This window comes from Zoogloea oleivorans, from assembly GCF_008107625.1.
In the GTDB taxonomy this organism is placed as follows: domain Bacteria; phylum Pseudomonadota; class Gammaproteobacteria; order Burkholderiales; family Rhodocyclaceae; genus Zoogloea; species Zoogloea oleivorans.
In genome coordinates, this window is record NZ_SDKK01000028.1 from 1 (window position 1) to 26,008 (window position 26,008).

Consider the following 26,008-nt stretch of genomic DNA (forward strand, 5'->3'; position numbering starts at 1 on the left):
CCAATACTGCGCCCATGAGTACCAGGCCATTCACCAGAAACACGGACTGATCTGTTCGATGACCGACGGCTACGACTGCTATCAGAATGCCTTGGCGGAACGGGTCAATGGCATTCTCAAGCACGAGTTTCTGCTCCAACTGCCCGACGATCTGAATCAGGCCCGGCACATGGTTCGTCAGTCGATCGCCATCTACAACACGGAGCGACCGCATTGCTCGCTACAATTGAAGACGCCCGATGAAGTTCATCGGGCGTCTTTGCAGGCCAACCGTTAGGCCTGCTTATCCGTCACAACAGGTGTCAACCTGGGTTAGGACGGGTCACAGCTGCGGCCTTCGATCTAGCGATAGACGAGTACCGGAATCTTGCTGTGGGTCAGGACTTTCTGGGTTTCGCTGCCGAGCAGCAGACCGCTCAGGCCGCGTCTGCCATGGGATGCCATGAAGATCAGATCGCATTGGTTCCGCTCGGCCGCTTCAATAATGGCTTCGTACGGCACTTCACTGATGACCGTATCGCCATTGGCTTCGACCCCGGCAAGGGCTGCTTCCGTTTTTGCCCGGGCCAAGATCGCTTCTGCTTCGGCTGCTGCTGCACGGCTGAACTGTTCGGGCGTGGTCGGATCGATCAACGCGCCTTCGCCATAGATCGGCATCGGGAAGTCCGGCTGTGAATAGAAGAAGGTAAGTTTTGCTTGGGCTTCTTTTGCAAAGACAATAGCCCTTGCTACCGTGGAGTCAGAGAGCTCTGACCCATCGGTGGGAACCAGAATGTTTTTGAACATGACGATGCTCCTGAAGGGAACTGGGTGACATCATTATACGGCGGGCTCTCTTCGTCTTCGGCTTGACGCATGTCAATCGGAACGCAACGAGCCTGGATCACGATTACTACTGGGCACAGGGCAGATCCTTCAGTGTTTTGCCTGTTTCTTGTGGCCCGCATTGAAGGAGCTTTCGATCATGTTACGCCACGAATCCGCACCACCGATCGACTTCGCCCGAAAGTCGCTGCAGCAGTTCCACGACACCGTAGAGTCGTCGATCGATCCTCTTGGTATGGCCGCCCCGCTGGTTCATGCGCAGCTTGCATGGGCATCCCATCCCCAGGAGCTGGCTGATGCCATGGCGAAAGTGTCCGGAAGTTTGTGGGCGCTGCAGTGGCATAGCTGGCGACGTTTGCTCGGTTTGCCCAGTCAGGACCCGGTCAAGCCACACGAAGACGACAATCGCTTCGCAGATCCGGTCTGGGCTGACTCGCCCTCTTGGGATATCGTGAAAGAGTGGTATCTGGTGCTGACCCACCACACGCAGGACATGCTCTATGACACGCCTGGACTTTCCCAGAAGGAGCGGCGTCGGGCAGCGTTCTGGTGGCGGAAGTGGCTCAACGCGATGGCACCGTCCAACTTTCTCTGGACCAACCCGGTGGCGATGCGGATTGCGATGGAAACCCACGGTGAAAGCTTGGTGCGCGGTTTCCGGAATTGCCTGGCCGACATGGAAGCCGGCAACATTCGCATGACCGATCCGGGCGATTTCAAGGTTGGTCAGAATCTGGCGGTTACACCTGGCAAGGTGGTGTTCCGTAACAGGTTACTGGAGGTAATCCATTACACACCAACCAGTCCTCAGGTGCATCGAACGCCGGTTGTGATCGTCACGCCGTGGATTAACAAGTTCTACATCCTCGATCTGAATCCAAAGAAGAGCATGATCCGGTATCTGCTGGATCAGGGGCTCGATGTGTTCATCACCAGCTGGAAGAACCCCCGCGAGGAGATGCGTGACGTCCGCTTTGACGACTACCTTACCGAAGGTGTGCAGGCGTTGATTGATACGGCCCGCGGTGTCACCGGAGCAGCGAAGGTTCATGCGGTGGGTTATTGCATCGGGGGAACAGCCTTGTCGGCCTACATGGCATGGGCTAACAAGCACTTTGCGCCGGAGGATGTTCCGGTGGCGCACTGGACCCTGTTCACCACGCTGGTGGATTTTCACAAGCCGGGCGATATTGAAGTCTTTGTGGACGAAGGCAGTATCCGCTTCATTACCCAGAACATGGAGCGCAAGGGCTATCTGGATGGTGCCGAGATGGCTTCCTCGTTCCGTCTGTTGCGTTCCAACAGCCTGATCTGGCACTACGTGGTGCACGGCTGGTTGTACGGCGAGACGCCTCCGCCCTTCGATGTCCTTTACTGGAACATGGATATGACCCGCATGCCTTATGCGATGCATGCCTGGTATTTGCGGGAGCTTTATCTCAACAACAAGTTGATTGAGAAGGACGCCCTGACCCTGGCAGGCGAGCCGATTGATCTCGGCGCCATCAGCCAGCCGGTGTATGCGGTTTCGGCCGAGGATGACCACATCGCCCCGTGGCGGCAGACTTTCCGGACGATGAATTACGTCGCCGGCCCCAAGCGCTTCGTGCTTTCAAGTTCCGGTCATATCCTCGGTATCGTCAATCCGCCGGTCAAGCCGCCCAAGCGGAAGTTCTGGGTCGGGCAGGCGCGCAGGAGCGATTCTGCAGACAGCTGGCATGGTGGAGCGAAAGAGCTCCCGGGCAGTTGGTGGGATGACTGGATGGCATGGCTCAAGCCTCAGTGTGGCGAATTGGTTGATGCCGAACCGGTGGCCACTGACGCCTATCCGGCACTGGCCGACGCACCCGGAACTTACGTGCTGGAATCCTGATGCTCGTTGTTGTTGTCGTCTGCTGCGACGAGTTGCCAGGCCTCAAGGCGGCGGGCAAAGCTGAATGCGGCATTGGCCGGGCTTGTGGAGGGCAGCCGATGGTAGCGGAGGGGCAGGGGAGGCAGCGTTTGCAGTACATGCCGTCGAAAAACCGTTTCGGCCATGGTGCCGTTGAAGAACACGCGCCGGATGGTCGGATGGTGGTCAAAAAAAGTGGCGAAGTCGTTTGGCACGATGCTTTGTGAGTCTATCCGGGTGTCCAGGCTGCCTTCGCGTTCGCAGCGCTGGAGTACGTCCCATAGCGCAATGCCTGCTGAAGTGAGTCTGTGTAGCCGCAGCGGGTAGGAAAGGTCTGGGCGGGCTCCAATCAGTTCGCCGAGAATTGGCCAGAATAGATTGCGAGGGTGCGCGTAATATTGTTCGGCAAGCAGCGACGCGCTACCCGGCATGCTGCCCAGGATCAAGGTATGGGCCGCTGGGGTTGCAACAGGTGGGAAGCTGTAAATTAGAGACATGACTTCGTGGGAGCGGCAGTGATTGTTGAAGGATGCTGCCAAATGTGAGGGACTTCACAGGAAGAGATTGAAGAGTCCAACATGAAGTGCCGTTAGCAAACAATACACATACGCATTATTGGTTCAGGAGCAAGGAATGAAGCAGCGTGCCCACGTGCTGGTGGTGGATGATCAGGCTGACAACCTCCTGATACTCGAGGATGTACTGTCGGACCACTACGATGTCCATCCCGCCACGAACGGTATCGAGGCGCTCGACTATCTGGCGAAGGGTGGGCGCGCTGACTTGATACTGCTGGATGTAATGATGCCGGATGTTGACGGTTTTGAGGTCTGTCGACGCCTCAAGTCGTCGGAGTCGACCCGGGCGATTCCCGTTATGTTCCTCACTGGGCTCGATCGACCCGAGGACGAGGAGCTTGGCTTCTCGCTCGGCGCAGAAGACTTCATTCACAAGCCGATTTCTCCACCTGTCGTTCGGGCCCGGGTGCGAACTCATCTAGCCTTGTCCCGTGCAACTCGGGCGCTCCAGCGGCGCAATGCCGATCTGGAACTCCTGGTGGCCGAACGTACGGCTGAGATCAGTGAACAAACCCGGCGGCTGGTTACCAGCAAGCAGGAGGTGATCGCGGCCCAGGCTGCAACCATCACCGCGTTTTGTGCTCTTGCCGAAGCCCGTGACAACGAAACCGGCAATCACATCCGGCGCACCCAGCATTACGTACGGATTCTTGCCGAGAAGCTGCAGGATCACCCGCGTTTTCGTGGGGAGTTGAACGAAGAGATCATTCAGTTGCTTTTCAAGTCTGCGCCGCTTCACGATGTCGGCAAAGTCGCTACGCCGGATGCCATTCTGCTGAAGCAGGGCAAGCTCACTCCCGAAGAGTGGGTGATCATGAAGCAGCATTGCGAATATGGCCGTAATGCCATTGTTCAGGCGGAGAACGCCCTTGGCGGGGCGGTCGATGCCTCCTTTTTGCGTTACGCTGCTGAAATTGCCTACGGCCACCATGAGCGCTGGGATGGCAGTGGCTATCCCGAGGGACTAGCCGGGGAGGCGATCCCCGTTTCTGCGCGGTTGATGGCTGTTGCGGATGTTTACGATGCGCTCATTTCCCGACGGGTTTACAAGCCACCGTTTCCCCATGAGCAGGCGATTGAAATGATGTTCGCCGAGAAGGGCAGCCACTTTGACCCGGATATTGTTGACGCGCTGATGCTGGTGGCAGGAGATTTTGCTGCGATCGCCCGAAACTTCAGCGATGAGTCTGGTAGCGAAGATAGCGCTTCCAGCGAGTAGCGTCTTCCGTCTGGTGCTCCAGGATTACTCTGATCGCCCGCTGCGCCAGATGGATACCAGCAGCCACAGTCCGCCGATGACGGCTGCAATGAAACCGAGCATTCCGAAGGAGGGTAGACCCGCTAGCGCAGGCGCCCTCTCTACGGTCATCACGATTGCCGATCCAACGATCAGGGCCGCAATTGCAATGGACAGCGCCAGCCGGCTGGCCGCTCGGTCGATCTGCTGACCGAACTGTTTGAGCGGAAGCACTTCGACCTGTACCTGTAATTTGCCACGGCGGGCGGCTCGCAGAAACTGGCGCAAGTCTTTCGGCAGGCTGGTAACGAGGCCAATGGCGTCGCTCAGGGCGCGCCAGCCCCTTCGTGCAAGGGCATCAGGGGTCGTTTGAGCGAGCAGGATGTTCTTCAGAAAAGGCGTGGCCTCCGCTGCCATGTCGAAGTTGGGGTCAAGCTGGCGACCCATTCCTTCCAGTGTGATGAAGGCTTTGAGCATCAGTGCCAGATCCGGCGGCAGGCTCAAGCCGTGTTCGCGCAGGATGCTCACCAGATCGGAGAGCATGACCCCCAGATCGAGCCGGTGCAGGGGGACGCCGTGATACATATCGACGAAAGCACCGATCTCGCTATTCAAACGTGTCAGTTCCACGTCGCTGCTGCTTTCCCCCTCGCTTCCCCAGTCGAGCAGCACGCCGGCAACCGTTTCTGTATCGCGTGTCACCAGGCCATGCAGCAGGTGCGCAACCTGAACCCGCCGTTCCTCGGGCAAGCGTCCGACCATCCCAAAGTCGATGAAGGCGATCCGATTCTCAGGTAGGTAAAAGACATTCCCCGGGTGAGGGTCTGCATGGAAAAAGCCGTCCTCCAGCATCATTTTCAGTACAGCCTGCGCTCCCCTGCGGGCGAGCAACTTGCGATCAAGGCCTGCTGCGTCGGCGGCGGTCAGATTGCGGCCGGAGATGCCCTCGACGAAGTCCTGCACATTGAGTCGCTCACCGCACCACTGCCAGTGAATACGCGGAACAATGATTTCTGGATGCGCCTTGAACTGGTTCGCCACGCGTTCCGCGTTGCGGCATTCGGCAGCAAAATCCAGCTCCCTGCGCAAGGACAGCGTGAACTGACGGACCACCTCCTTGGGGCGGTAGCGGCGCAGGTCGGGTGTTTCGGCTTCGACGATCTCGGCGAGGCGAGCGAGCAGGCGTAGATCAGCCTCGACGGTAGGCCGAATGCCCGGTCGCCGTATCTTGAGTACGACCGCGCAGCCATCCGCGAGCCGGGCCCGGTGCACCTGGGCCAGGGAAGCGGCTGCCAGCGGGCGGACATCCAGTTCTGTGAAGATGTTTTCCGGTGCCTCGCCCAGGTCCTCGGTCAGTTGTGCGTGAATTTCCGCGAAGGGAAGCGCGGGAGCGTCGTCCTGCAGCTTGCTGAACTCAGCGATCCATTCGGACGGGAAAAGGTCTACACGCGTGGCCAGAATCTGGCCCAGCTTGATGAAGCTTGGGCCCAGTTCTTCAAGCGCGCGGCGAACCCGTGCGGGTGGCTCAAGCCGTGCCAGTTCCTCCGGCTCCCGCCAGTGCAAGGCCTTGCCGGCGCGTTCCAGTGTTCGTGCCATGCCGATCCGGCGGACCAGATCGCCAAAGCCATAGCGGATCAGAACGCCAGCGATTTCATGCAGGCGGCCCAGATCGCGGACGGCGCCGATTGCTTGCCACAGCATCAATTGCTTTCAACCAGTGGGGGAGAGGCCCCGATCACTCGGGCTGCGGTATTCGTCGAATCCGTATCTGCAACGACTCTCCTGCAAGAGTCTCGATGATTTTAGCCTGCAGCTTGTTTGCCATGCACGATTCTGTGACCTCGTGCGATAGTGGAGGGCAATTAACAGGCCAGGCGTTCAAACCGCCACGGTAGTGAATGATCGACGTAGAAAGGATTGAGACAGAATGCGGAAGAAATGGATAGCTTACGAGGGGGCTGCCCGGAAAGTCATCGCCGATATGCGAGAGGTGCTCGCTATTGCCACTGCCGGGGGCAAGCAGAGGCCTGAGGGGGCAAGCGGCATGCAGTGGGAACTCGATGCCAGTACTTGGCAAGAGGGCGCAGACAGCTTCCTCCTCATTGAAGTCCAGCAGTTTTCTTCACCGCTCAACCAACAGGCGCTTGCCTGCATGCTTTGGCACATGGCGAATGTCGGAGATTCCGGTTGTATGGTGGCTTCTCTCCTTCCGCAGCAGAAGAGTCTCAAGCCCGTCAGCAAAACAGGGAGTAGTGAGTATCTGCGCCTGACTGACGATAGTACGGCTGAAAATTACATCGCGGAATTCCTCAGCCGTCGCTTCCATAACCCGTGTGTTACTGACGGCCTTTGATTTTGATACCTGTTTTCCAACGCTACCCCCAAGAATATGGCGGTTCGCAATGATACGGTTGGTGCTTCGATAGACGTAAAAAAGGCCGGAAACCCTTGTGCAGCTTAGGTTTCCGGCCTTCCCCGGAACAATCCGGAATCGATTCTGGTGGAGCCGGGGGGAATCGAACCCCCGTCCGCAAGTCCTCTACAGTCAGTTCTACATACTTAGCCGACCTATTTGGGTTTAACCCGGGGTTTAGCCAGTCGGCAGGCCGACCACGGGCGAGTTACCTTGAGTTTCGCGCCGGACCAAGTAACCCGATCCATTGCTAGTCCCTGTGAATGACACTGCATTGGGTTTGACCCCATCTGACCCAGGAGACCTGTCAGTGCAGCGGCTTAGGCCTTAAGCGGCCAGAGCGAAACGCTCGTCGTTGGCGTTTGTAGATTTCCAGTGGATTTACGAGGTAACTGGTCCTCGGTATGCCCTGATCTGCTTTGCAACCCACGTCGAAGCCAGGTCGGCCCCTTTGTGTTACTTAACTTAGTGCTAGCGGTTAGCGATAAGTTCCCAATGATAGCACGCTCTCAGGATTTGCCGAGCAGATGCAGGATTTCAAGGGGGTGCTCGATGATCGTGTCTGCTTCCCAGGTGTCGATCGGCTGGTGACTGCCGAGGTAGCCGTAGGCCGCGGCCACTGTCCGCATGCCGGCCGCCTTGCCGGCCACGATATCGCGGATGTCGTCCCCGATGTACAGGCTGCTTGTGGGGGCGATTCCTGCGATGCGGCAGGCGTACAGCAAGGGGTCGGGGAAGGGCTTGGCGCGGGCGGTGGTGTCGCCTCCGATCGTGCAGATGCTCCGCTCGGCCAGGCCAAGTGCTTCGACAAGGGGTTTGGCCAGGCGCTCGGCCTTGTTGGTCACGATGCCCCACGTTATGCCGCGCTCATCAAGCTGGTCGAGTAACTCGGTCATCCCGGGAAACAGGCGGGTCTCGACGCACAGGAATTCGGCGTACAGGCTCAGAAAGCGCTGTGCGAGTCCGGCGTATGCCGGTTCGTCGGGAGTAAGACCAAACCCGACACCGAGCATGCCACGTACGCCATTGGAGACTTGGGGTCGGAGTTGCTCAAACGGGCTCGGTGCAAGGCCGTGCTCTGCCTGCAGGCGGTTGAGCGTACCAGCCAGGTCGGGGGCTGTGTCGGCGAGGGTTCCGTCCAGGTCGAAGAAGACGGCTTCAGGCACGTCGGGACGTCCGCATCAGGTAATTTACGTCTGTGTCGCGGCCGAGAGAGTAGACCTTGTTGAGCGGGTTGTAATTCATGCCAATAAGTTCTTCCACATCCAGTCCAGCCTCGCGCACGTAGCGTGCGAGTTCGGAGGGTTTGATGAACTTGGCGTATTCGTGGGTTCCCTTGGGCAGCAGGTTGAGAATGTACTCGGCTCCCACTACGGCCATCAGGTAAGACTTGATGTTGCGGTTGAGCGTTGAGAAGAACACGTAGCCACCGGGTTTGACGAGGGCGGCACAGGCGCGGATGGTGCTGGCCGGGTCGGGTACATGCTCAAGCATTTCCATGCAGGTCACTACGTCGAAGCTGCCGGGTGCTTCCCGGGAAATGTCTTCGGCGGAGATGAGTCGGTAATCGACTGTCTGCCCGCTTTCATAGAGGTGCAGGCGGGCGACGCCGAGGGCTTTCTCGGATAGATCAACGCCGGTTACCAGTGCTCCGCAGGCCGCCATGGATTCGGCCAGGATGCCGCCGCCGCAGCCGATGTCGACGACTTTTTTGCCGGCGAGCTGAGCGGTGTTGTTGATCCAGTCAAGGCGGAGGGGGTTGATCTGGTGGAGCGGTTTGAATTCGGATTCGGGGTCCCACCAGCGGTGGGCGAGGTCACTGAATTTCTGCAGTTCGGCGGGATCGGCGTTCATTGTGGTCGGGGGCGTCATTTAAAGATCGGTAGGCCAATGCACAATTGTATTGCGAGACCCACGGCTACGGCTGAAAAACAAAAAGCCCTGCAGTGCAGGGCTTTTTGAGGACTGACGTGGCGTCAGTTGTCGGCGATTACTTGGTGCCGATGACTTCGATTTCCACGCGACGATCCGGCTGCAGGCAATCGACAAGCTTCTTGTTCTTGCCGCTTTCCTTGCCCAGGTTCTTGCAGCTGGTGCCGGTCACGGGCTGCTTCTTGCCCTTGCCTTCGGTGTAAACACGGTTGGCTTCAACACCCTTGCCGACCAGGTAGTCCTTGACGGCGGCAGCGCGCTTTTCGGACAGCTTCTGGTTGTAGGCATCACCACCGATGCGGTCGGTGTGGCCAACGGCCAGGATCACTTCCAGCTTCACGCTCTTGGCCTTGGCAGCCAGGTCGTCAAGCTTGGACTTGCCGGCGGGCAGCAGAACAGCCTTGTCGAACTCGAAGAGTGCATCAGCAGCCAGCTTGACCTTTTCGGCAACCGGAGCGGGAGCGGCCAGCGGGGTTGCGCTCTTGGCGCCAGCAGCTGGAGCGGCGGCAGCCTTCACACACTTTTCGGCCGGCACGACATCCTTGTCGCACTCGCAGCCCACGGGAAATTCGCCAGCCATGGTGGTGGAGGCGGCCGCCGGGGTCCAGTAGCCGGTGCGCCAGCACAGGTCAGTGCCGCTACGGGCAACGACTGCACGGGAGTCGATCACGTAAGGCACTTCGCCTTTCGTATCAACGACGACATCTTTGGCGAAGCTGGCGGAGGCAGACAGGCCGAGAGCGGCCAGTGCGGCAGCCATCAGCAGTTGTTTTTTGGCTTGTTTGATCATCGTTTTCCTCGTCGCAAGGCAAAGGGGTAGAACCGGAAAATTTATCCTTGTCGCCGGAGTACACTATGAACTCAGGCAGCATATCCAATTCATTGGCGGAGCTTATTTTGCCATAGGCGGGCGATGCCCAATAGCTCGGTGTTGGTTATTTGCAACAGTTTTCCCTCCTTGACCCGTTGCTGTCCACCGACCCAGACGTCCGATACAGCGCGACGATCCAGGACATATACCACATGGGAAACGGGCTCGAAGCAGGGTAGTTCGTCAGGGTTATCCATGCGGATCGCGCAGATGTCGGCAGCCTTTCCGGTCGTCAGAGAGCCTATTTCGGCGTCGAGTCCAAGGGCGCGTGCGCCCTCGAGGGTGGCCATGCGCAGGGCTTGGTGGGCGGGCAGGGCGGAGGCGTCGCCGGTTGTGTGTTTGGCCAGAAGGCTGGCTTGGTGCATTTCGCGGAAGAGGTCCAGGCGGTTGTTACTGGCGGCGCCGTCGCTCCCCAGACCAACGGCCAGTCCCCGCTTGAGCAGGGTGGTGGTCGGGGCGGCGCCGCTGGCGAGTTTCATGTTCGATGTGGGGCAGTGGGCGATGGCGCATCCGTGCAGGGCGAGGCGCTCAATGTCTTCCGGGGTGAGGTGGGTTGCGTGGACGCCTATTAAATTGGGTCCGAGCAGGCCCAGTTGATCCAGGCGGGCAATCGGCCGCTGTCCAAAGTCACGCAGGCTGTCGGCGATCTCGCCAGCGGTTTCGTGAATGTGGATGTGGATCGGGAGTTCCAGTTCGTCGGCGAGGGCGCCAATCCGCTCGAAGGTCTTGTTCGATACCGTGTAAGGGGCGTGGGGAGCGAGGGCAAAGCCGATCAGTGGATGGTCCCGCCACGCATCCAGGGTTGCCAGCCCCTTGCGCAGGTAGTCGTCGGCGTCGGATGCGTACTGGGAAGGGAATTCGATGACGGTAATGCCAAGTACCGCCCGCAGGCCGAGGCGGTCGAATGCTTCGGCTGTTGCCTCCGGGAAGAAGTACATGTCGTTGCAGGTGGTGATGCCCCCCCGCAGCATCTCGGCCCCTGCGAGCAGGCTGCCGTCGCGTACGAAGGCGTGGGAGGCATGGCGGCTTTCGGTTGGCCAGATCGCCTCCTGCAGCCAGCGCATCAGCGGCAGGTCATCTGCAAGGCCACGCATGATGGCCATCGCGGCATGGCAGTGCAGATTGACGAGACCGGGAGTCAGGATGTGATCGGACAGGTGGACGGTTTTCGTCGCTACGTAGCGCGCCCGGGCTTCGTCCGTCGGCAGAATTGCGATGATGCGCCCGTCGCGGACGGCGATGGCGTGATGCTCGAGGGTCGTGTTGGCTGGCTCGACGGGAATGATCCAGCGTGCTTCGATAAGCAGGTCGACCGGTGTCGGCATCATGGCGGCTCTCGTTGGTCTCAGAAAAAACCCCGCGTCTGGCGGGGTTTTAGGTTTGTCTTGGTGCTGTGGGCAGATTACTTGGCCGGGCCCTTTACGTCCACGGTGACGCGGCGGTTCGGGGCAAGGCATTCGATCAGCTTTTTGCGGCCGAGCTTGTCATCGCAGCTCTTGATTGGCTGGGTCTTGCCGGAGCCCATGGTGTCCATGTTCTCCGCCTTCAGGCCCTTGCTGGCCAGATAGGACTGAACGGCGTCGGCGCGCTTTTCGGAAAGCTTCTGGTTATAGGACTGGGAGCCGAGGCGGTCGGTGTGGCCGTTGATGATCACGGTGTTTACCGTCGCGCAGGTGTCGAGTTTGGCGAGCACGGCGTTATCCAGGGTGGCCTTGGCCGACTTGCTGAGGGTGGCCTTGTTGAAGGCGAAGGCGTCGTCAGCGGAAAGGGTCACGCTGAAGTCGCATTTTTTGGGTGCAGCGGGAGCCGCGGCGGTGACTGGTGCGGCTGTTGCAGGTGTCGAGGCTGCGCGGGCGGAGGCGGGAGCGCACTTGTCGGCGCCGACGACATCCTTGTCGCACTCACAGGCGATCGGCAGTTCGCCGGCCTTGGCTTCGGTGGCCGCCCCGGGGGTCCATGAGCCGGTGCGCCAGCACAGGTCGGCGCCGCTCTTGACGACGACATTGCGCTGATCGATGGCGTAGGGAATCTCGCCCTTGGGATCGACGACGATGTCCTTCGATTGGGCCATGGCGGAGAGGCCGGCAAGCATCAGAAGGGTGGCGGACGCCAGGCGGAAGTTTGCTGCGGTCATGGGTTTCCTCCTCAATAATATGTGAGGCGCTCGAGGCGCCTGTCTTGTGATGGTCGGTGCCGGCGGATTAGAGCATATGAGAGGCGAGGATCACAATCCGGCCGGTCCTGTTTGCGGGCTTCAGGGAGCCGGAGGCGGGCCTGCCTGACGTGCTAAACTTACTACTTTTCGTCTTTTCGACGAATAGTCGACTCCTCGCGGTGCCATGATCCCGTTCGCCAAAGAAACTCTCCCCATCAGCCTCGAAGATGAGATGCGTCACGCCTACCTGGATTACGCGATGAGCGTGATTGTCGGGCGGGCCCTTCCGGATGTGCGTGACGGCCTCAAGCCTGTACACCGGCGTGTGTTGTTCGCGATGCACGAACTGGGCAATGACTGGAACAAGGCTTACAAGAAGTCTGCCCGTATTGTCGGTGACGTCATCGGCAAGTATCACCCCCACGGTGACCAGTCGGTTTACGACACCATCGTGCGGATGGCCCAAGACTTTTCGCTGCGCTACATGCTGGTGGATGGTCAGGGCAACTTCGGTTCGGTGGACGGCGACAGCGCGGCGGCCATGCGTTATACCGAAATCCGCATGGCAAAGATCGGCCATGAGCTGCTTGCCGACATCGACAAGGAAACCGTCGATTTCGGGCCGAACTACGATGGCTCCGAAAAGGAACCACTGGTTCTGCCGGCGCGCATTCCAAACCTGCTGATCAATGGTTCGGGAGGCATTGCGGTGGGTATGGCGACCAACATCCCGCCGCACAACCTCACCGAGATCGTCGACGCCTGCCTGAAGCTGCTGCAGGAGCCGGATACCTCCATCGACGAGCTGATCAAAATCGTGCCGGCGCCGGACTTTCCGACGGCTGCGCTGATCTACGGCCTGTCCGGTGTGCAGGAAGGCTACCGAACCGGCCGTGGCCGGGTGGTGATGCGCGCGCGCACCCACTTCGAGGACATCGGCAAGGGTGATCGTCAGGCGATCATCGTCGACGAGCTGCCGTACCAGGTTAACAAGAAGACGCTGATCGAGAAGATCGCCGAGCTGGTCAACGAGAAGAAGATCGAAGGCATCAGCGATCTCCGTGACGAGTCGGACAAGTCCGGCATGCGCATGGTGATCGAGCTCAAGCGCAACGAAATGCCCGACGTGGTGCTGAACAACCTGTTCAAGCAGACCCAGCTCCAGGACACCTTCGGCATGAACATGGTGGCGCTGGTGGACGGCAAGCCGCGCCTGCTCAACTTGCGCCAGATGCTCGACTGCTTCCTCGCCCACCGGCGCGAAGTCGTCACCCGCCGCACCGTTTTTGAGCTGCGCAAGGCGCGCGAGCGCGGCCATATTCTCGAAGGTCTGGCCGTCGCGCTGTCGAATGTGGACGAGATCATCGCCCTCATCAAGGCCGCGCCGACCCCCCCCGAAGCCAAGCGGGGCCTGATGGCGCGCCAGTGGCGCTCGGCCCTGGTGGAAGAAATGCTCTCCCGTGCGGTGGCCGACAGCTACCGGCCCGACGGGCTGGCGCCCGAGTTCGGTTTGTCCGAGCAAGGCTACCGCCTCTCCGACGCCCAGGCGCAAGCCATTCTGGAACTGCGTCTGCAGCGTCTGACCGGCCTCGAGCAGGACAAGATTGTCGCCGAATACCGTGACGTGATGAACGTGATCGCCGACCTGCTGGACATCCTGGCGCGTCCGGAGCGGATCACCGCGATCATTGGCGACGAGCTTGCGCTGATCAAGCAGCAGTTTGGCGACCCGCGGCGTTCCGAGGTGGTGATGAACACCGCCGACATCAATATTGAAGACCTGATCGCGCCCCAGGACATGGTTGTGACCCTGTCCCACACCGGTTACTTCAAGCGCCAGCCGCTCACCGATTACCGTGCCCAGAAGCGCGGCGGTCGCGGCAAGCAGGCAGCCGCCGTGAAGGAAGACGATTTCGTCGACCAGCTCTTCATTGCCAACACCCACGACCACATCCTGTGCTTCTCCAACCGCGGCCGCCTTTACTGGCTGAAGGTCTATGAAGTGCCGGAAGGCACCCGGAACTCCCGCGGCCGGCCGATCGTGAACCTGTTCCCGCTGCTCGAAGGCGAGAAGATCACCGCCGTGCTGCCGGTCAAGGAGTTCGACGAAGGTCACTTCATCTTCATGGCAACGGCCCAGGGCACGGTCAAGAAGACGCCGCTCACCGATTTCTCCAATCCGCGCAAGGCCGGCATCATCGCAGTGGGTCTCGACGAGGGTGACTTCCTGGTTGGTGTAGCCATTACCGACGGCCAGCATGACGTGATGATGTTCTCCGACGCCGGCAAGGCGGTGCGCTTCAGCGAGAACGACGTGCGCCCGATGGGCCGTCAGGCCCGCGGCGTGCGCGGCATGATGCTCGAGGACGGCCAGTCGGTGATCGCCATGCTGGTGGCCAGCGATGAGGAGCAAAGCGTCCTGACCGCCACCGAAAACGGTTTCGGCAAGCGTACGCCGATCGGCGAATACACCCGTCACGGTCGTGGCACCAAGGGCATGATCGCGATTCAGACTTCCGACCGTAACGGCAAGGTCGTGGCGGCAACTTTGGTCACAGAGAAGGATCAGATCATGCTGATCACCACCGGCGGCGTGCTGGTGCGGACCCGGGTTTCCGAGATCCGCGAGATGGGTCGTGCGACCCAGGGTGTGACGCTCATTTCGGTAGACGAGGGCAGTATCTTGTCTGGTGTGCAGAAGCTCCTCGAAGGTGATGAGGAAGAGCATGAGTTGGGTAACGAGTCGGGCGACGAAGGTGCCCAACCGGAAGCCTGAACGGACTGAAGGAACAGGGATTCAGACGATGCGGATTTTCAATTTCTCGGCAGGGCCGGCAGTCTTGCCGACGACGGTGCTGGAGCAGGTGCGCGACGAGTTGCTGGACTGGCACGGGCGCGGCATGGGCATCATGGAGATGAGCCATCGGGGCAAGGATTTCACCGGTGTCCTCCATGAGGCCGAAGCTGACCTGCGCGACCTGATGGGCATTCCGTCCAACTACAAGGTGCTGTTTTTGCAAGGCGGAGCGACCCAGCAGTTCGCGCAGATTCCCATGAATCTGCTGGCAGGGCGCTCGGCGGATTACGTGGTCACCGGCTCCTGGTCGAAGAAGGCCTACAAGGAAGCGCAGCACCTGGGTGGTGTGCGGCTGGCCGGCTCCACTGAGGCCAGCGCCTTCACCTGTTTGCCGGCGGCCAACGAACTGAAGCTCGATCCGCAGGCGGCTTATCTGCACCTCTGCACCAACGAGACCATCCACGGCGTCGAGATGTTCGACCTGCCGGAGGTGCCGGCCGGCGTGCCGGTGGTTGCCGACATGAGTTCCCACATCCTGTCGCGGCCGATGGATGTGTCGCGCTACGGTCTGATTTACGCCGGTGCGCAGAAGAACATCGGCCCGGCCGGGCTGGTGATCGTCATCGTTCGCGAGGATCTGCTCGGCAAGGCATCGGCCATCACACCCAGCGTGATGAACTTTGCCACCATGGCCGAGCATGATTCCATGCTCAACACGCCGCCGACCTTCGGCATCTACCTGGCAGGCCTGGTTTTCAAGAATCTGAAGGCCCAGGGCGGGCTGGCGGCGGTGGAGCAGACCAACATCGCCAAGGCGAAGCGGGTTTACGACGCCATCGACGGCAGTGGCGGCTTTTACCGCAACCCGGTGGATGCGCCGTGCCGTTCGCGCATGAATGTTCCTTTTACGCTGGCTAATCCGGCGCTGGATGCGGAGTTTCTGGCCGAAGCGGCCGAGCGTCGCCTGGAGGGGCTCAAGGGACACAAGTCGGTGGGCGGCATGCGGGCATCGATCTACAACGCCATGTCGCTGGATGGCGTCGAGGCGCTGGTCGGGCTGATGCAGGATTTCGCCGCACGCAAGGCGTGACCGGCACGGTTTCAGGAGAAGGCATGAACGAGGGGATGTTGCAGGAGCTTGGCGTGGTGCGCGAGCAGATCGACACCATCGACGCGCAGATGCTGGCGCTGCTGAACGAGCGCGCCAAATGCGCTCAACACGTCGGCGAAATCAAGGCGAAGTACGGCGAGGCCGGGCACGTGTACCGCCCAGAGCGCGAGGCGCAGGTGTTGCGGCGAATCCAGGATCTGAATGCCGGTCCGCTGCCCAACGAGAGCGTCACCTTCTTCTTTCGGGAAGTGATGTCGGCCTGCCTGTCGCTGGAAAACCCGCTTGGCGTGGCGTTCCTCGGGCCGCTGGGGACTTTTTCGGAAAGCGCTGCGGTCAAGCACTTTGGCCATGCTGCCCGGCTCGCGCCGCAGAGCACCATCGACGATGTGTTCCGCGAAGTCGAGTCCGGTCATGCCCAGTATGGTGTGGCGCCGGTTGAAAATTCGACCGAAGGCGCCGTTGGCCGCACTCTTGACCTGCTTCTCGGTTCGTCCCTGCAGATTTGTGGCGAAGTGGTGCTGCGCATCCATCAGCACCTCATGACGCGTGAATCCGAGCTTGGCCACATTCGCAAGGTCTATTCCCACGCCCAGTCGCTGGCCCAGTGCCATGAATGGCTGAATCGCTCGCTCCCCGGTGTGCCGCGGATTTCCGTCGGCAGCAATGCCGAAGCCGCCCGTCTGGCTTCGCTGGAGCCCGGTACCGCGGCGATTGCCGGCGAAGCGGCCTCCGAGCGTTACGGCCTGCCGCGGCTGGTCGAAAGCATCGAAGACGAGCCCAACAACACCACCCGCTTCCTGGTGCTGGGGCGTCATGACGCGGGTCGTACCGGCTCCGACAAGACCTCGCTGATCATGTCGGCGTCCAATCGTCCGGGTGCTGTTCATGAGCTGCTGGCACCGCTGGCCGATGCCGGTGTGTCGATGAACCGTCTGGAGTCCCGCCCGGCCCGTGCCGCTTTGTGGGAATACGTGTTCTACGTGGACATCGAGGGGCATCGGGACGACCCGGCAGTGAAGACTGCTCTCGACGCCCTGGCGAGCCGCGCCGCTTACCTGAAGATCCTGGGCTCCTACCCCCAGGCCGTGTACTGACCCTTCTGGAGTTGTTCATGCGTTTGTGTGATCTGGCGCCCGCCCATATCCGGGCGATCTCTCCCTATCAGCCCGGCAAGCCGATTTCCGAACTGGCCCGGGAAATGGGGTTGGCGGAAGAGTCCATCGTCAAGCTGGCGTCCAACGAGAATCCCCTGGGCGTTGGCGAGAAGACCCGTGAGGCGATGCTGAAGTCGCTGGCTGACATCGCCCGCTACCCGGACGGCAACGGTTTCGAGCTGAAGGATGCGCTGCGCCGTCGTTACGGCGTGGCTCTCGACCAGATTGTCCTCGGCAACGGTTCCAACGACATTCTTGAACTGGCTGCCGGCGCCTTCCTCGGCCCGGACCGGGATGCGGTGTACGCCCAGCATGCCTTCGCGGTCTATCCGCTGGCGACCCAGGCGGCTGGCGCGCGCGGCATCGAAGTGCCGGCCAGGAATTTCGGTCATGACCTGGACGCCATGCTGGCGGCGATCACGCCGGCTACCCGCGTTCTCTTCATCGCCAACCCGAACAACCCGACCGGCACCTTCATTCCCGGCGACGAACTCGAGGCTTTCCTCGTTCGCGTGCCGGAGCACGTGCTGGTGGTGCTCGACGAGGCCTACACCGAGTACCTGACGCCGGATCAGCGCTACGACGCCATCGCCTGGCTGCCGCGTTTCCCCAATCTGCTGATCAGCCGCACCTTCTCGAAGGCGTACGGTCTGGCCGGCTTGCGAGTGGGCTACGGTCTCGGCAGCCCGGAGGTCATCGATCTGCTGAATCGTGTGCGACAGCCTTTCAATGTATGCAGTGTGGCGCTGTCCGCGGCGGCGGCGGCCCTGTTTGACGATGAATTCCTGTCGCGCAGCTATGCGCTCAACTGTGCCGGCATGGCCCAGCTTACCGAGGGTTTCACGCAGCTTGGCCTCGACTGGATTCCGTCGGCAGGCAACTTCGTGACTTTCAAGGTCGGCGACGGTGCCGGTGTCAATCGGCGCCTGCTTGAGCAGGGCGTGATTGTCCGGCCCATCGGTGGCTACGGCATGCCCGAATGGCTGCGCGTCTCCATTGGTCTGGAAAGCGAGAACGCCCGATTCCTGGCGGTTTTGCCTGCGGCTTTGGGCTGAGCGGAGCAAGGCCGTGAAGAAGATCGACAAGCTGGTTGTCTGCGGTGTCGGCCTGATCGGCGGTTCTGTAGCCCTTGCCCTGCGGAAGGCGGGGTTGGTCAATCGGATCGTCGGCGTTGGACGTCGCCCGGAGCCGCTGGCCGTGGCCAGGCAGTTGGGGGTCATCGACGAGGTGTCCACCGACTGGGCAGAGGCGCTCGATGGTGCGGAATTTGTGCTGCTCGCCATGCCGGTCGGCCAGATGGATGTGGTGGCGGCTGCCATGGCGCCGCACTTGTCACCGGAGACCATCGTTACCGATGCCGGGAGCACCAAGCGCGATGTGATCGAGGCCATCTACCGCCATCTGGGGCCGAATCTCGCCAATGTGGTGCCCGCCCATCCGATTGCAGGGGCCGAGAAGAGCGGCCCCACTGCCGCCCGCGCCGATCTTTACCAGGGGCGCAAGGTGGTGATTACACCGTTGCCCGAAAATTCGCCTGCGGCCATCGCCCGGGTTCGTGAAGTGTGGGCGGTTTGTGGTGCACTTCTGCACGAAATGAGTCCCCAGGAGCATGACCGCGTTTTTGCAGCCGTCAGTCATCTGCCCCACTTGCTGGCTTTTGGTCTGGTGCATGAACTGGCTGAACGTGCCAATGCGGAGCAGCTCTTCAGCTATGCCGCCAGCGGTTTTCGCGATTTCACCCGGGTGGCGGGGAGCCATCCCGAAATGTGGCGTGACATCTGTGTGGCCAATCGGCATTCCCTGATGGCCGAGCTCGATGCTTATCTCTCCGAGCTGGCTTGGCTGCGGGCGCTGCTCCTGGCGGGAGATGGTCCCACGCTTGAAAAAGTCTTCGACGAAGCCAGTCGAGCCCGCAATGAATGGGCCGACAAGGCTTTCCCTGCGACGCCTTCGGGCGAGTGACACAAGGATTTTCCATGGAATTCATCGATCTGCCGCCGTTGCAGAAGGCTGCCGGAAGTGTGCGTCTGCCCGGCTCCAAGAGTATCTCCAATCGGGTTTTGCTGCTGGCGGCGCTGGCCGAAGGCGAAACCCTTGTCGAGGATCTGCTCGACTCCGACGATACCCGGGTGATGCGTGGTGCCATCGTCGCCCTGGGGGTGAAAACGATGGAGGAGGGCAAGGCGCTGCGTGTTTTTGGTTGCGGCGGACGTTTCCCGAAGTTGAAAGCGGACATCTTCGTCGGCAATTCGGGGCTCAGTATTCGCACGCTGGTGCCGGCCATCGTTACCAGCCTGTCGGGTTGCGCCGACGTCGACGCCGAAGTGCGCCTGTCCGGCGTGCCACGCATGCATGAGCGGCCGATCGGCGATCTGGTAGATGGGCTCAAGCAGCTCGGGGCCTGCGTTGAATGGCTGGGGCAGGAAGGTTATCCCCCGCTGGCTTTGAAGCCGGCCCTGCTTGGTGCCGAGCGCGTCAGCGTGCGCGGCAACGTGTCGAGCCAGTTTCTGACCGGTCTGCTGCAGGCCGCGCCGCTGGTGGCGCGGGACAAGCCGCTGACCATCGATGTGGAAGGGGAGTTGATCAGCCGCCCTTACGTGGAGATCACCCTCAACCTGATGGAGCGCTTCGGCGTTATCGTGCAGCGCGAAGGCTGGAATCGTTTCGTGGTGCCGGCTGCTCAGCGCTATGTGTCGCCGGGCCGGATTGCCGTCGAGGGCGATGCTTCGACCGCCAGCTATTTTCTTGCTGCCGGCGCCCTTGGTGGTGGTCCGGTGCGGGTCGTCGGCGCTGGGCGGAAGAGCATTCAGGGGGATGTCAAGTTCGCCGATGCGCTCGCCACAATGGGGGCTGAAATTACCTGGGGCGACGACTGGATCGAGGCGCGGGCGCCGACTTCCGGCAAGCTCAAGGCCTTTGATCTGGATCTGAATCACATTCCCGATGCAGCGATGACTCTCGCCGTGGCGGCCTTGTTTGCTGACGGACCGAGCACGCTGCGCAATATCGGCAGTTGGCGGGTCAAGGAAACCGACCGGATTGCCGCGATGGCAACCGAGTTGCGCAAGCTTGGCGCCACCGTCGAGGAGTTTCCGGAGAGCATCACGGTAACGCCGCCGGCAGGTTTGAATCCGGCGGTGATCGATACCTACGAGGATCATCGGGTGGCCATGTGTTTTTCGCTGGCGACTCTGGGCGGGCCCTACGTGCGCATCAACGATCCCCGGTGCGTCAACAAGACCTTCCCTGAATATTTCACGACTTTCGCCGGCATTGCCACGCCGGTTCCCGTTGTGGCCATCGACGGACCTTCTGCGTCGGGCAAGGGTACGGTGGGCGCACTCGTGGCGCGTATCCTCGGTTTCGAGCATCTGGATAGCGGTGCGCTGTACCGGATTGTGGCCCTGGCGGCCCTGCGCAAGGGTGTTGCGCTGGATGACGAGACTTCGCTGGCAAGCATTGCCGCCGCCCTGCCGGCTCGCTTCGAAGACGGCCTGGTGCTGCTTGATGGTGATGACGTGACCGAGGCCATCCGCAGTGAAGCGTGCTCGGTCGGAGCCTCCAGGGTCGCCGTCCTGCCTGCTGTGCGGGACGCCCTGTTCTGGCGTCAGCGCAGTTACCGGACGGGTTCCGGGCTGGTCGCAGAGGGGCGCGACATGGGCTCGGTGATCTTCCCGGATGCCGGGGTGAAAATCTTTCTGACAGCCTCCGTTGAAGCGCGGGCAGAACGTCGTTATAAGCAGTTGATCGATAAAGGAATGGCTGCTAAGATGGATGATCTCCTCAAAGATTTGTATGAACGTGACGCGCGGGACTCCCAGCGTGCCGTTGCGCCTTTGAAGAGAGGCGATGATGCAGTGCTGCTCGATACTTCCGGAATCACTGTCCAGCAGGCGGTTGATTTTGTGATCGAGCGGGCTTCGAGTCTTCGCAACTAAGGTCTTTCGCTGGCCCGCCCGGGTCCGAAAGGTTTTTTAACCAGGAGCCGTTTCGCGACGGTTGTAAGGTTCTTTTTTCACATATGTCCATTGCCACCCCTGTTTCCGCCGAGGAAAGTTTTGCCGCCCTGTTTGAGGAATCCCTCAGTCGTCAGGAGATGCGTGCCGGTGAAGTTATCACCGCCGAAGTCGTGCGGATTGATCAAAACTTCGTGGTCGTCAACGCCGGCCTCAAGTCCGAGAGCTACATTCCCATCGAGGAGTTCCGTGGCGACCGCGGCGAACTGACCGCCGAGATCGGCGATTACGTTCAGGTAGCCATCGAGCAGCTCGAAGACGGCTACGGCGAAACCCGCCTGTCCCGTGACAAGGCCAAGCGCATCGCCGCCTGGAACGACCTCGACAAGGCCCTGAACGACGCAATCCTCGTCAAGGGCATGATCACCGGCAAGGTGAAGGGTGGCCTGACCGTTATGGTCAATGGCATTCGCGCCTTCCTGCCGGGTTCGCTGGTGGACATGCGTCCCGTCAAGGACACCACCCCGTTCGAAGGCAAGGAATTCGAATTCCGCGTCATCAAGCTCGACCGCAAGCGCAACAACGTGGTCGTGTCCCGTCGCGCAGTGCTCGAAGCTTCCATGGGCGAAGAGCGTCAGAAGCTCCTCGAAACCCTCAAGGAAGGCACTGTCGTCAAGGGTATCGTCAAGAACATCACCGACTACGGCGCATTCGTGGATCTGGGCGGCATCGACGGCCTGCTGCACATCACCGACCTGGCCTGGCGTCGTGTGCGTCACCCGTCGGAAGTGCTGGCTGTGGGCGATGAGCTCGAAGCCAAGGTGCTCAAGTTTGACCAGGAGAAGAATCGCGTCTCCCTGGGCCTCAAGCAGCTGGGCGAAGATCCGTGGGTGGGCATCTCCCGTCGTTACCCGCAGAGCACCCGCCTGTTCGGCAAGGTCACCAACATCACTGACTACGGCGCTTTCGTTGAAGTCGAGCAGGGCATCGAAGGCCTGGTCCACGTTTCCGAAATGGACTGGACCAACAAGAACATCCACCCGACCAAGGTTGTCCAGCTGGGCGACGAAGTCGAAGTGATGATTCTTGAGATCGACGAAGACCGTCGCCGTATCTCCCTGGGCATGAAGCAGTGCATGTCCAACCCGTGGGACGATTTCGCCATCAACCACAAGAAGGGTGACAAGGTCCGTGGTCAGATCAAGTCCCTGACCGACTTCGGCGTGTTCATCGGCCTGGAAGGTGGCATTGACGGTCTGGTTCATCTGTCCGACCTGTCGTGGGCCCTGACCGGCGAAGAAGCTGTTCGCCAGTACAAGAAGGGTGACGAAGTCGAAGCCGTTGTGCTGAACATCGATGTTGAGAAGGAGCGTATCTCCCTCGGCATCAAGCAACTCGATGGCGACCCCTTCACCAACTTCATCGCCACCCACGACAAGAACACCCTCGTGAATGGCACCGTGAAGTCTGTGGATGCCCGTGGCGCCGTGATCGGCATGAACAATGACGTCGAAGGTTACCTGCGCGCGTCCGAGTTCTCCCGTGACCGTGTGGACGATCTGTCCCTGCTGCTGAAGGTTGGCGACACCGTTGAGGCCATGATTGTTAACGTGGATCGCAAGACCCGCGGCATCAATCTGTCGATCCGTGCCAAGGACCAAGTTGAACAGAACGAAGCGATGAACAAGCTTGCGTCTGAGAGCTCTTCCGCTGCCAGCGGCACCACCAACCTCGGTGCGCTGCTGAAGGCCAAGCTCAACGAGCAGAAATAAGCAGTTCGGGCATGACCAAGTCGGAGCTCATCGCCCGGCTGGCGGAGCGTTTTCCCCAGCTGGTCGCGAAGGACGCCGAGTTCGCGGTAAAGATGATTCTCGATGCGATGACCGACGCCCTGTCGCGGGGTGATCGTATCGAGATCCGCGGTTTTGGCAGCTTTGCCTTGAACTACCGGCCGCCCCGGGTTGGGCGCAATCCCAAGTCGGGTGAGAAGGTGCAGGTACCGGAGAAATACGTTCCGCATTTCAAGGCGGGCAAGGAGTTGCGGGAGCGCGTCGACATGATGGGGTGATCCTCATTGAGGCGTCTCTCATCCGGAGGCCCAAGGCTCGATCACGAAGGCGGCGAAAGCCGCCTTCTTTTTTTTGTCCACGTCGGGGATAATTTCGGGCATGCGCGCTCTTATCTGGGTCTTCAGACTGTTTCTCTTCCTGCTCCTGTTCGGGTTTGCAGTGAAGAACGATGACGTTGTCGTTCTGCGTTTCTTTTTCGGTGCGCAGTTTCAAATGCCACTTGTACTGGTCATCCTTCTGTTTGTCGTGGTGGGCGTCCTGATCGGTGTAACCGCAACGGTTGCAACCTTGTATCGGCAGCATCGCGAAATCGGTTATCTCCGGGAGCAGGGCGGAGTTGCCGCCTCTCAGGATGTCCGCAGCCAGGCTCCCCTGGCCCACGGACCCGATATCCCGGAGACTTACTGATTCCATGGAATTCGAACTCTGGTGGTTACTGGCTTTTCCGTTGTTCTTCGCCCTCGGCTGGCTAGCCGCGCGGGTGGATATCAAACATCTGGTCAAGGAGTCCCGGGCGCTGCCGCGGACCTATCTGACGGGGCTTAATTTTCTCCTCAACGAGCAGCCCGACAAGGCTATCGATGCCTTCATCGAAGCGGTAAAGATCGACAACCAGACTGTCGAGTTGCACTTTGCGCTGGGCAGCCTGTTTCGACGTCGTGGTGAGACGGATCGGGCGATCCGCATGCACCAAAACCTGATCGACCGGGATGACCTTTCCGACGAGCAGCGTTTGCAGGCCCTTTCTGAGCTGGGCCTCGACTTTCTCAAGGCGGGTTTGCTGGATCGGGCCGAAGCGGTGTTTGTCCAGTTGCGAGGGAGTCGGCTGAATGATTTTGCGTTGAAGAATCTGCTGGATATCTATCAGCAGGAGAAGGACTGGCGGAAGGCCATCGATATTGCCATCGCCCTGCCGGATCACGAAAGCGTGCTGTGGGAAAAGGAAGTGGCCAATTTCCATTGCGAACTGGCGTCGGCCGACATGGCCAACTCCCGCTTTGACGAGGCCATGACAAGTATCCAGCGCGCACTTGAAATGAACCGGAAATCGGTGCGTGCGAGCATGCTGCTGGGCGATCTGTATGCGGCTCGTGGTGATGATCGTGCTGCTCTCGAAGCGTGGAAAAAGGTTGAAAGTCAGAATCCGGTTTATCTGGCCCTGGTTGCCGAGCGCTTGATGGACGCCTACCGGCGTCTCGGTGAGCTTGAGCAGGGGATGCAGCTTTTGCGCAGCTACCTCGACCAGTATTCGTCCCTCGATCTGCTGGATGCCTTGTTTCAGTGGGAGCTGCAGAAGGAGGGGGCCCAGGCAGCCTATCATCTGGTGCGCGACGAATTGCGCCGTAACCCGACGCTGCTGGGGCTCGACAAGTTGCTGGAGGCGGCGCTGCTGACTGCCCCTGCCGCTCAGCGTACCGATATCGAGCTGGTCAAGGGGCTGGTGCATGGTCATACGCGCCGCGTCGCGCGTTACCGCTGCGATGCCTGTGGGTTCAAGGCGCGCCAGTTCTACTGGCGCTGTCCGGCCTGCGGTGGCTGGGAGACCTATCCGCCAAAGCGCACCGAAGAGTTCGATCTTGCCCCCTAGCCGCGTGTCGTCGAGGCGGTAGATGTCGGCTTGTCATTTTGTGCGCGGATTTTTCGGCGTACTTTCTGGATTCATCCTGGGAACGAGAGTATGAAAATTACTGTAGTCGGTACGGGTTACGTGGGGCTGGTGTCCGGGGCTTGCCTGGCCGAAATGGGCAATGACGTGCTGTGCCTGGATCTGGATCCGGAAAAAATCCGGGTTCTGAAGGAGGGGGGCATCCCGATTCACGAGCCGGGTCTGGACCAGGTCGTGGCCCGCAACGTGGCCGCCGGACGGCTGCATTTCACGACCGATGTGCAGCAGGCGGTGCAGTTCGGAACGATTCAGTTCATTGCTGTCGGCACGCCGCCGGACGAGGATGGCTCGGCGGATCTGCAGTATGTGCTGGCTGCGGCGAAGGCCATCGGCCGCCACATGACTGATTACAAGGTGATCGTCGACAAGAGCACTGTGCCAGTCGGGACTGCCGACAAGGTCAAGGCTGCCGTGCAGGCCGAGCTTGATCTGCGTGGTGAGGCGATTCCGTACAGTGTGGTATCCAACCCCGAGTTCCTGAAAGAGGGTGCGGCGGTGGATGACTTCATGCGCCCCGACCGCATTGTCGTGGGGGCCGAGGATGATCAGGCCATTTTCCTGATGAAGGCGCTCTACGCGCCCTTCCAGCGCAATCACGAAAAAGTCCTGATCATGGACTTGCGCAGCGCCGAGCTGACCAAGTACGCGGCCAACGCGATGCTGGCAACGCGGATCAGCTTCATGAACGAACTGGCGCTGCTGGCCGAATCCCTGGGCGCCGACATCGAACTGGTGCGTCAGGGGATCGGTAGCGATCCGCGGATCGGCTATCACTTCCTGTATGCCGGTTGTGGCTACGGCGGCTCCTGTTTCCCGAAGGATGTGAAGGCGTTGATCAAGACTGGCAGCGATGCCGGGCATGCCCTGCGGGTCCTGAATGCGGTGGAGGATGCCAACGATGCCCAGAAGCTGGTGTTGGTGGACAAGATCGTGGCCTGCTTCGGGGAGGATCTGAGTGGCAAGCATTTCGCCATGTGGGGGCTGGCTTTCAAGCCGAATACTGACGACATGCGCGAAGCACCGAGCCGCGTCATCATCGCCGAATTGTTCAGGCGCGGCGCAACGGTCACGGCTTATGATCCGGTGGCGATGCCCGAAACCCGGCGCATTTTTGGTGATGATCGGCGTCTGGGTTATGTGGATCGTCCGATGGCTGCACTGGATGGCGCCGATGCGCTGGTGATCGTGACCGAGTGGAAGGAATTCCGCAGTCCCGATTTCAGTGTGATCAAGGAAAAACTGAAGAGTCCGGTGATTTTCGACGGTCGCAACATCTTCGATCCGGTGCTGCCGCGGCAGGCCGGGCTGACCTACCTGAGTATCGGCCGGCCCTGATCGGCTGCTTCGGCACGG

General features: G+C 60.5%; 23 protein-coding genes and 1 other RNA gene. 15 read left to right on the forward strand and 9 right to left on the reverse strand.

Features of this window, described 5'->3' with window-relative positions; translation table 11 throughout:
- Positions 1-277: integrase core domain-containing protein (locus ETQ85_RS21630; RefSeq protein WP_148581145.1), on the forward strand; the 277-nt coding region annotated here is incomplete at its 5' end.
- Positions 278-342: 65 nt separating this feature from the next.
- On the opposite strand, the gene ETQ85_RS21635 is transcribed toward ETQ85_RS21630, so the two are convergent.
- Complete coding sequence (locus ETQ85_RS21635) at positions 343-786, reverse strand: universal stress protein (protein ID WP_148581146.1); 444 nt, start codon at positions 784-786, stop codon at positions 343-345.
- Positions 787-1,060: 274 nt separating this feature from the next.
- On the opposite strand from ETQ85_RS21635, the gene ETQ85_RS21640 reads away from it, so the two are divergent.
- Positions 1,061-2,698 carry a PHA/PHB synthase family protein gene (locus ETQ85_RS21640; RefSeq protein ID WP_148581192.1) on the forward strand — a complete coding sequence of 546 codons (1,638 nt, stop codon included), beginning with the start codon at positions 1,061-1,063 and terminating at the stop codon, positions 2,696-2,698.
- On the opposite strand, the gene ETQ85_RS21645 is transcribed toward ETQ85_RS21640, so the two are convergent.
- Complete coding sequence (locus ETQ85_RS21645; RefSeq protein WP_148581147.1) at positions 2,680-3,213, reverse strand: DNA-deoxyinosine glycosylase; 534 nt, start codon at positions 3,211-3,213, stop codon at positions 2,680-2,682. The two genes, ETQ85_RS21640 and ETQ85_RS21645, sit on opposite strands and share 19 nt — an antisense overlap.
- A 136-nt stretch (positions 3,214-3,349) precedes the next feature.
- Between ETQ85_RS21645 and ETQ85_RS21650 the strand changes: the two genes are divergently transcribed.
- Positions 3,350-4,513, forward strand: a complete 1,164-nt coding sequence (locus tag ETQ85_RS21650) for an HD domain-containing phosphohydrolase (RefSeq protein WP_148581148.1) — start codon at positions 3,350-3,352, stop codon at positions 4,511-4,513.
- 24 nt (positions 4,514-4,537) lie between these two features.
- Here the strand turns inward: ETQ85_RS21650 and ETQ85_RS21655 are convergent, their stop codons facing one another.
- Positions 4,538-6,232: an ABC1 kinase family protein gene (locus tag ETQ85_RS21655; RefSeq protein ID WP_148581149.1), complete on the reverse strand. Its 1,695-nt coding sequence runs from the start codon at positions 6,230-6,232 to the stop codon at positions 4,538-4,540.
- A 226-nt stretch (positions 6,233-6,458) separates the two neighbouring features.
- On the opposite strand from ETQ85_RS21655, the gene ETQ85_RS21660 reads away from it, so the two are divergent.
- Positions 6,459-6,884 carry a hypothetical protein gene (locus ETQ85_RS21660; protein ID WP_148581150.1) on the forward strand — a complete coding sequence of 142 codons (426 nt, stop codon included), beginning with the start codon at positions 6,459-6,461 and terminating at the stop codon, positions 6,882-6,884.
- A gap of 145 nt (positions 6,885-7,029) precedes the next feature.
- Here the strand turns inward: ETQ85_RS21660 and ssrA are convergent.
- The 6 genes from ssrA to ETQ85_RS21690 all read right to left on the reverse strand — a co-directional run bounded on the left by ssrA (position 7,030) and on the right by ETQ85_RS21690 (position 11,881).
- Positions 7,030-7,394, reverse strand: a transfer-messenger RNA (tmRNA) gene (gene ssrA / locus ETQ85_RS21665).
- Positions 7,395-7,453: 59 nt separating this feature from the next.
- A complete protein-coding gene (locus ETQ85_RS21670; RefSeq protein ID WP_148581151.1) occupies positions 7,454-8,110 on the reverse strand; it encodes an HAD-IA family hydrolase in 657 nt (218 codons plus the stop codon).
- Positions 8,103-8,816, reverse strand: a complete 714-nt coding sequence (gene ubiG / locus ETQ85_RS21675; protein ID WP_148581152.1) for a bifunctional 2-polyprenyl-6-hydroxyphenol methylase/3-demethylubiquinol 3-O-methyltransferase UbiG — start codon at positions 8,814-8,816, stop codon at positions 8,103-8,105. Before ubiG ends, ETQ85_RS21670 begins: the two co-directional genes overlap by 8 nt.
- Positions 8,817-8,934: 118 nt before the next feature.
- Positions 8,935-9,666 carry an OmpA family protein gene (locus ETQ85_RS21680; RefSeq protein WP_148581153.1) on the reverse strand — a complete coding sequence of 244 codons (732 nt, stop codon included), beginning with the start codon at positions 9,664-9,666 and terminating at the stop codon, positions 8,935-8,937.
- Between the two features lie 89 nt (positions 9,667-9,755).
- Positions 9,756-11,072: a TRZ/ATZ family hydrolase gene (locus ETQ85_RS21685; RefSeq protein WP_148581193.1), complete on the reverse strand. Its 1,317-nt coding sequence runs from the start codon at positions 11,070-11,072 to the stop codon at positions 9,756-9,758.
- Positions 11,073-11,149: 77 nt separating this feature from the next.
- The gene (locus ETQ85_RS21690; RefSeq protein WP_148581154.1) at positions 11,150-11,881 is read right to left on the reverse strand and encodes an OmpA family protein; all 732 of its coding nucleotides are present in this window, start codon (positions 11,879-11,881) and stop codon (positions 11,150-11,152) included.
- Between the two features lie 205 nt (positions 11,882-12,086).
- Between ETQ85_RS21690 and gyrA the strand changes: the two genes are divergently transcribed.
- The 11 genes from gyrA to ETQ85_RS21745 all read left to right on the forward strand — a co-directional run bounded on the left by gyrA (position 12,087) and on the right by ETQ85_RS21745 (position 25,990).
- The gene (gyrA, locus tag ETQ85_RS21695; protein WP_148581155.1) at positions 12,087-14,678 is read left to right on the forward strand and encodes a DNA gyrase subunit A; all 2,592 of its coding nucleotides are present in this window, start codon (positions 12,087-12,089) and stop codon (positions 14,676-14,678) included.
- 28 nt (positions 14,679-14,706) lie between these two features.
- The gene (serC, locus tag ETQ85_RS21700; RefSeq protein ID WP_148581156.1) at positions 14,707-15,789 is read left to right on the forward strand and encodes a 3-phosphoserine/phosphohydroxythreonine transaminase; all 1,083 of its coding nucleotides are present in this window, start codon (positions 14,707-14,709) and stop codon (positions 15,787-15,789) included.
- A 35-nt stretch (positions 15,790-15,824) separates the two neighbouring features.
- Complete coding sequence (gene pheA / locus ETQ85_RS21705; protein WP_148581194.1) at positions 15,825-16,904, forward strand: prephenate dehydratase; 1,080 nt, start codon at positions 15,825-15,827, stop codon at positions 16,902-16,904.
- Between the two features lie 17 nt (positions 16,905-16,921).
- Positions 16,922-18,019, forward strand: a complete 1,098-nt coding sequence (gene hisC / locus ETQ85_RS21710) for a histidinol-phosphate transaminase (protein WP_148581157.1) — start codon at positions 16,922-16,924, stop codon at positions 18,017-18,019.
- 13 nt (positions 18,020-18,032) lie between these two features.
- Complete coding sequence (locus ETQ85_RS21715) at positions 18,033-18,926, forward strand: prephenate dehydrogenase (RefSeq protein ID WP_148581158.1); 894 nt, start codon at positions 18,033-18,035, stop codon at positions 18,924-18,926.
- 14 nt (positions 18,927-18,940) lie between these two features.
- A complete protein-coding gene (locus tag ETQ85_RS21720; protein WP_148581159.1) occupies positions 18,941-20,902 on the forward strand; it encodes a bifunctional 3-phosphoshikimate 1-carboxyvinyltransferase/cytidylate kinase in 1,962 nt (653 codons plus the stop codon).
- 83 nt (positions 20,903-20,985) lie between these two features.
- Entirely contained in the window at positions 20,986-22,692 is a 1,707-nt protein-coding gene (gene rpsA, locus ETQ85_RS21725; RefSeq protein WP_148581160.1) for a 30S ribosomal protein S1, read from the forward strand.
- Between the two features lie 11 nt (positions 22,693-22,703).
- The gene (locus ETQ85_RS21730) at positions 22,704-22,988 is read left to right on the forward strand and encodes an integration host factor subunit beta (RefSeq protein ID WP_079434022.1); all 285 of its coding nucleotides are present in this window, start codon (positions 22,704-22,706) and stop codon (positions 22,986-22,988) included.
- 100 nt (positions 22,989-23,088) lie between these two features.
- Entirely contained in the window at positions 23,089-23,397 is a 309-nt protein-coding gene (locus ETQ85_RS21735) for a lipopolysaccharide assembly protein LapA domain-containing protein (protein WP_148581161.1), read from the forward strand.
- A gap of 4 nt (positions 23,398-23,401) precedes the next feature.
- The gene (gene lapB / locus ETQ85_RS21740) at positions 23,402-24,577 is read left to right on the forward strand and encodes a lipopolysaccharide assembly protein LapB (RefSeq protein WP_148581162.1); all 1,176 of its coding nucleotides are present in this window, start codon (positions 23,402-23,404) and stop codon (positions 24,575-24,577) included.
- A 90-nt stretch (positions 24,578-24,667) separates the two neighbouring features.
- Positions 24,668-25,990 (forward strand): UDP-glucose dehydrogenase family protein, encoded by a 1,323-nt coding sequence (locus tag ETQ85_RS21745; RefSeq protein WP_148581163.1) that lies wholly within the window; start codon positions 24,668-24,670, stop codon positions 25,988-25,990.
- Positions 25,991-26,008 lie beyond the last annotated feature (18 nt).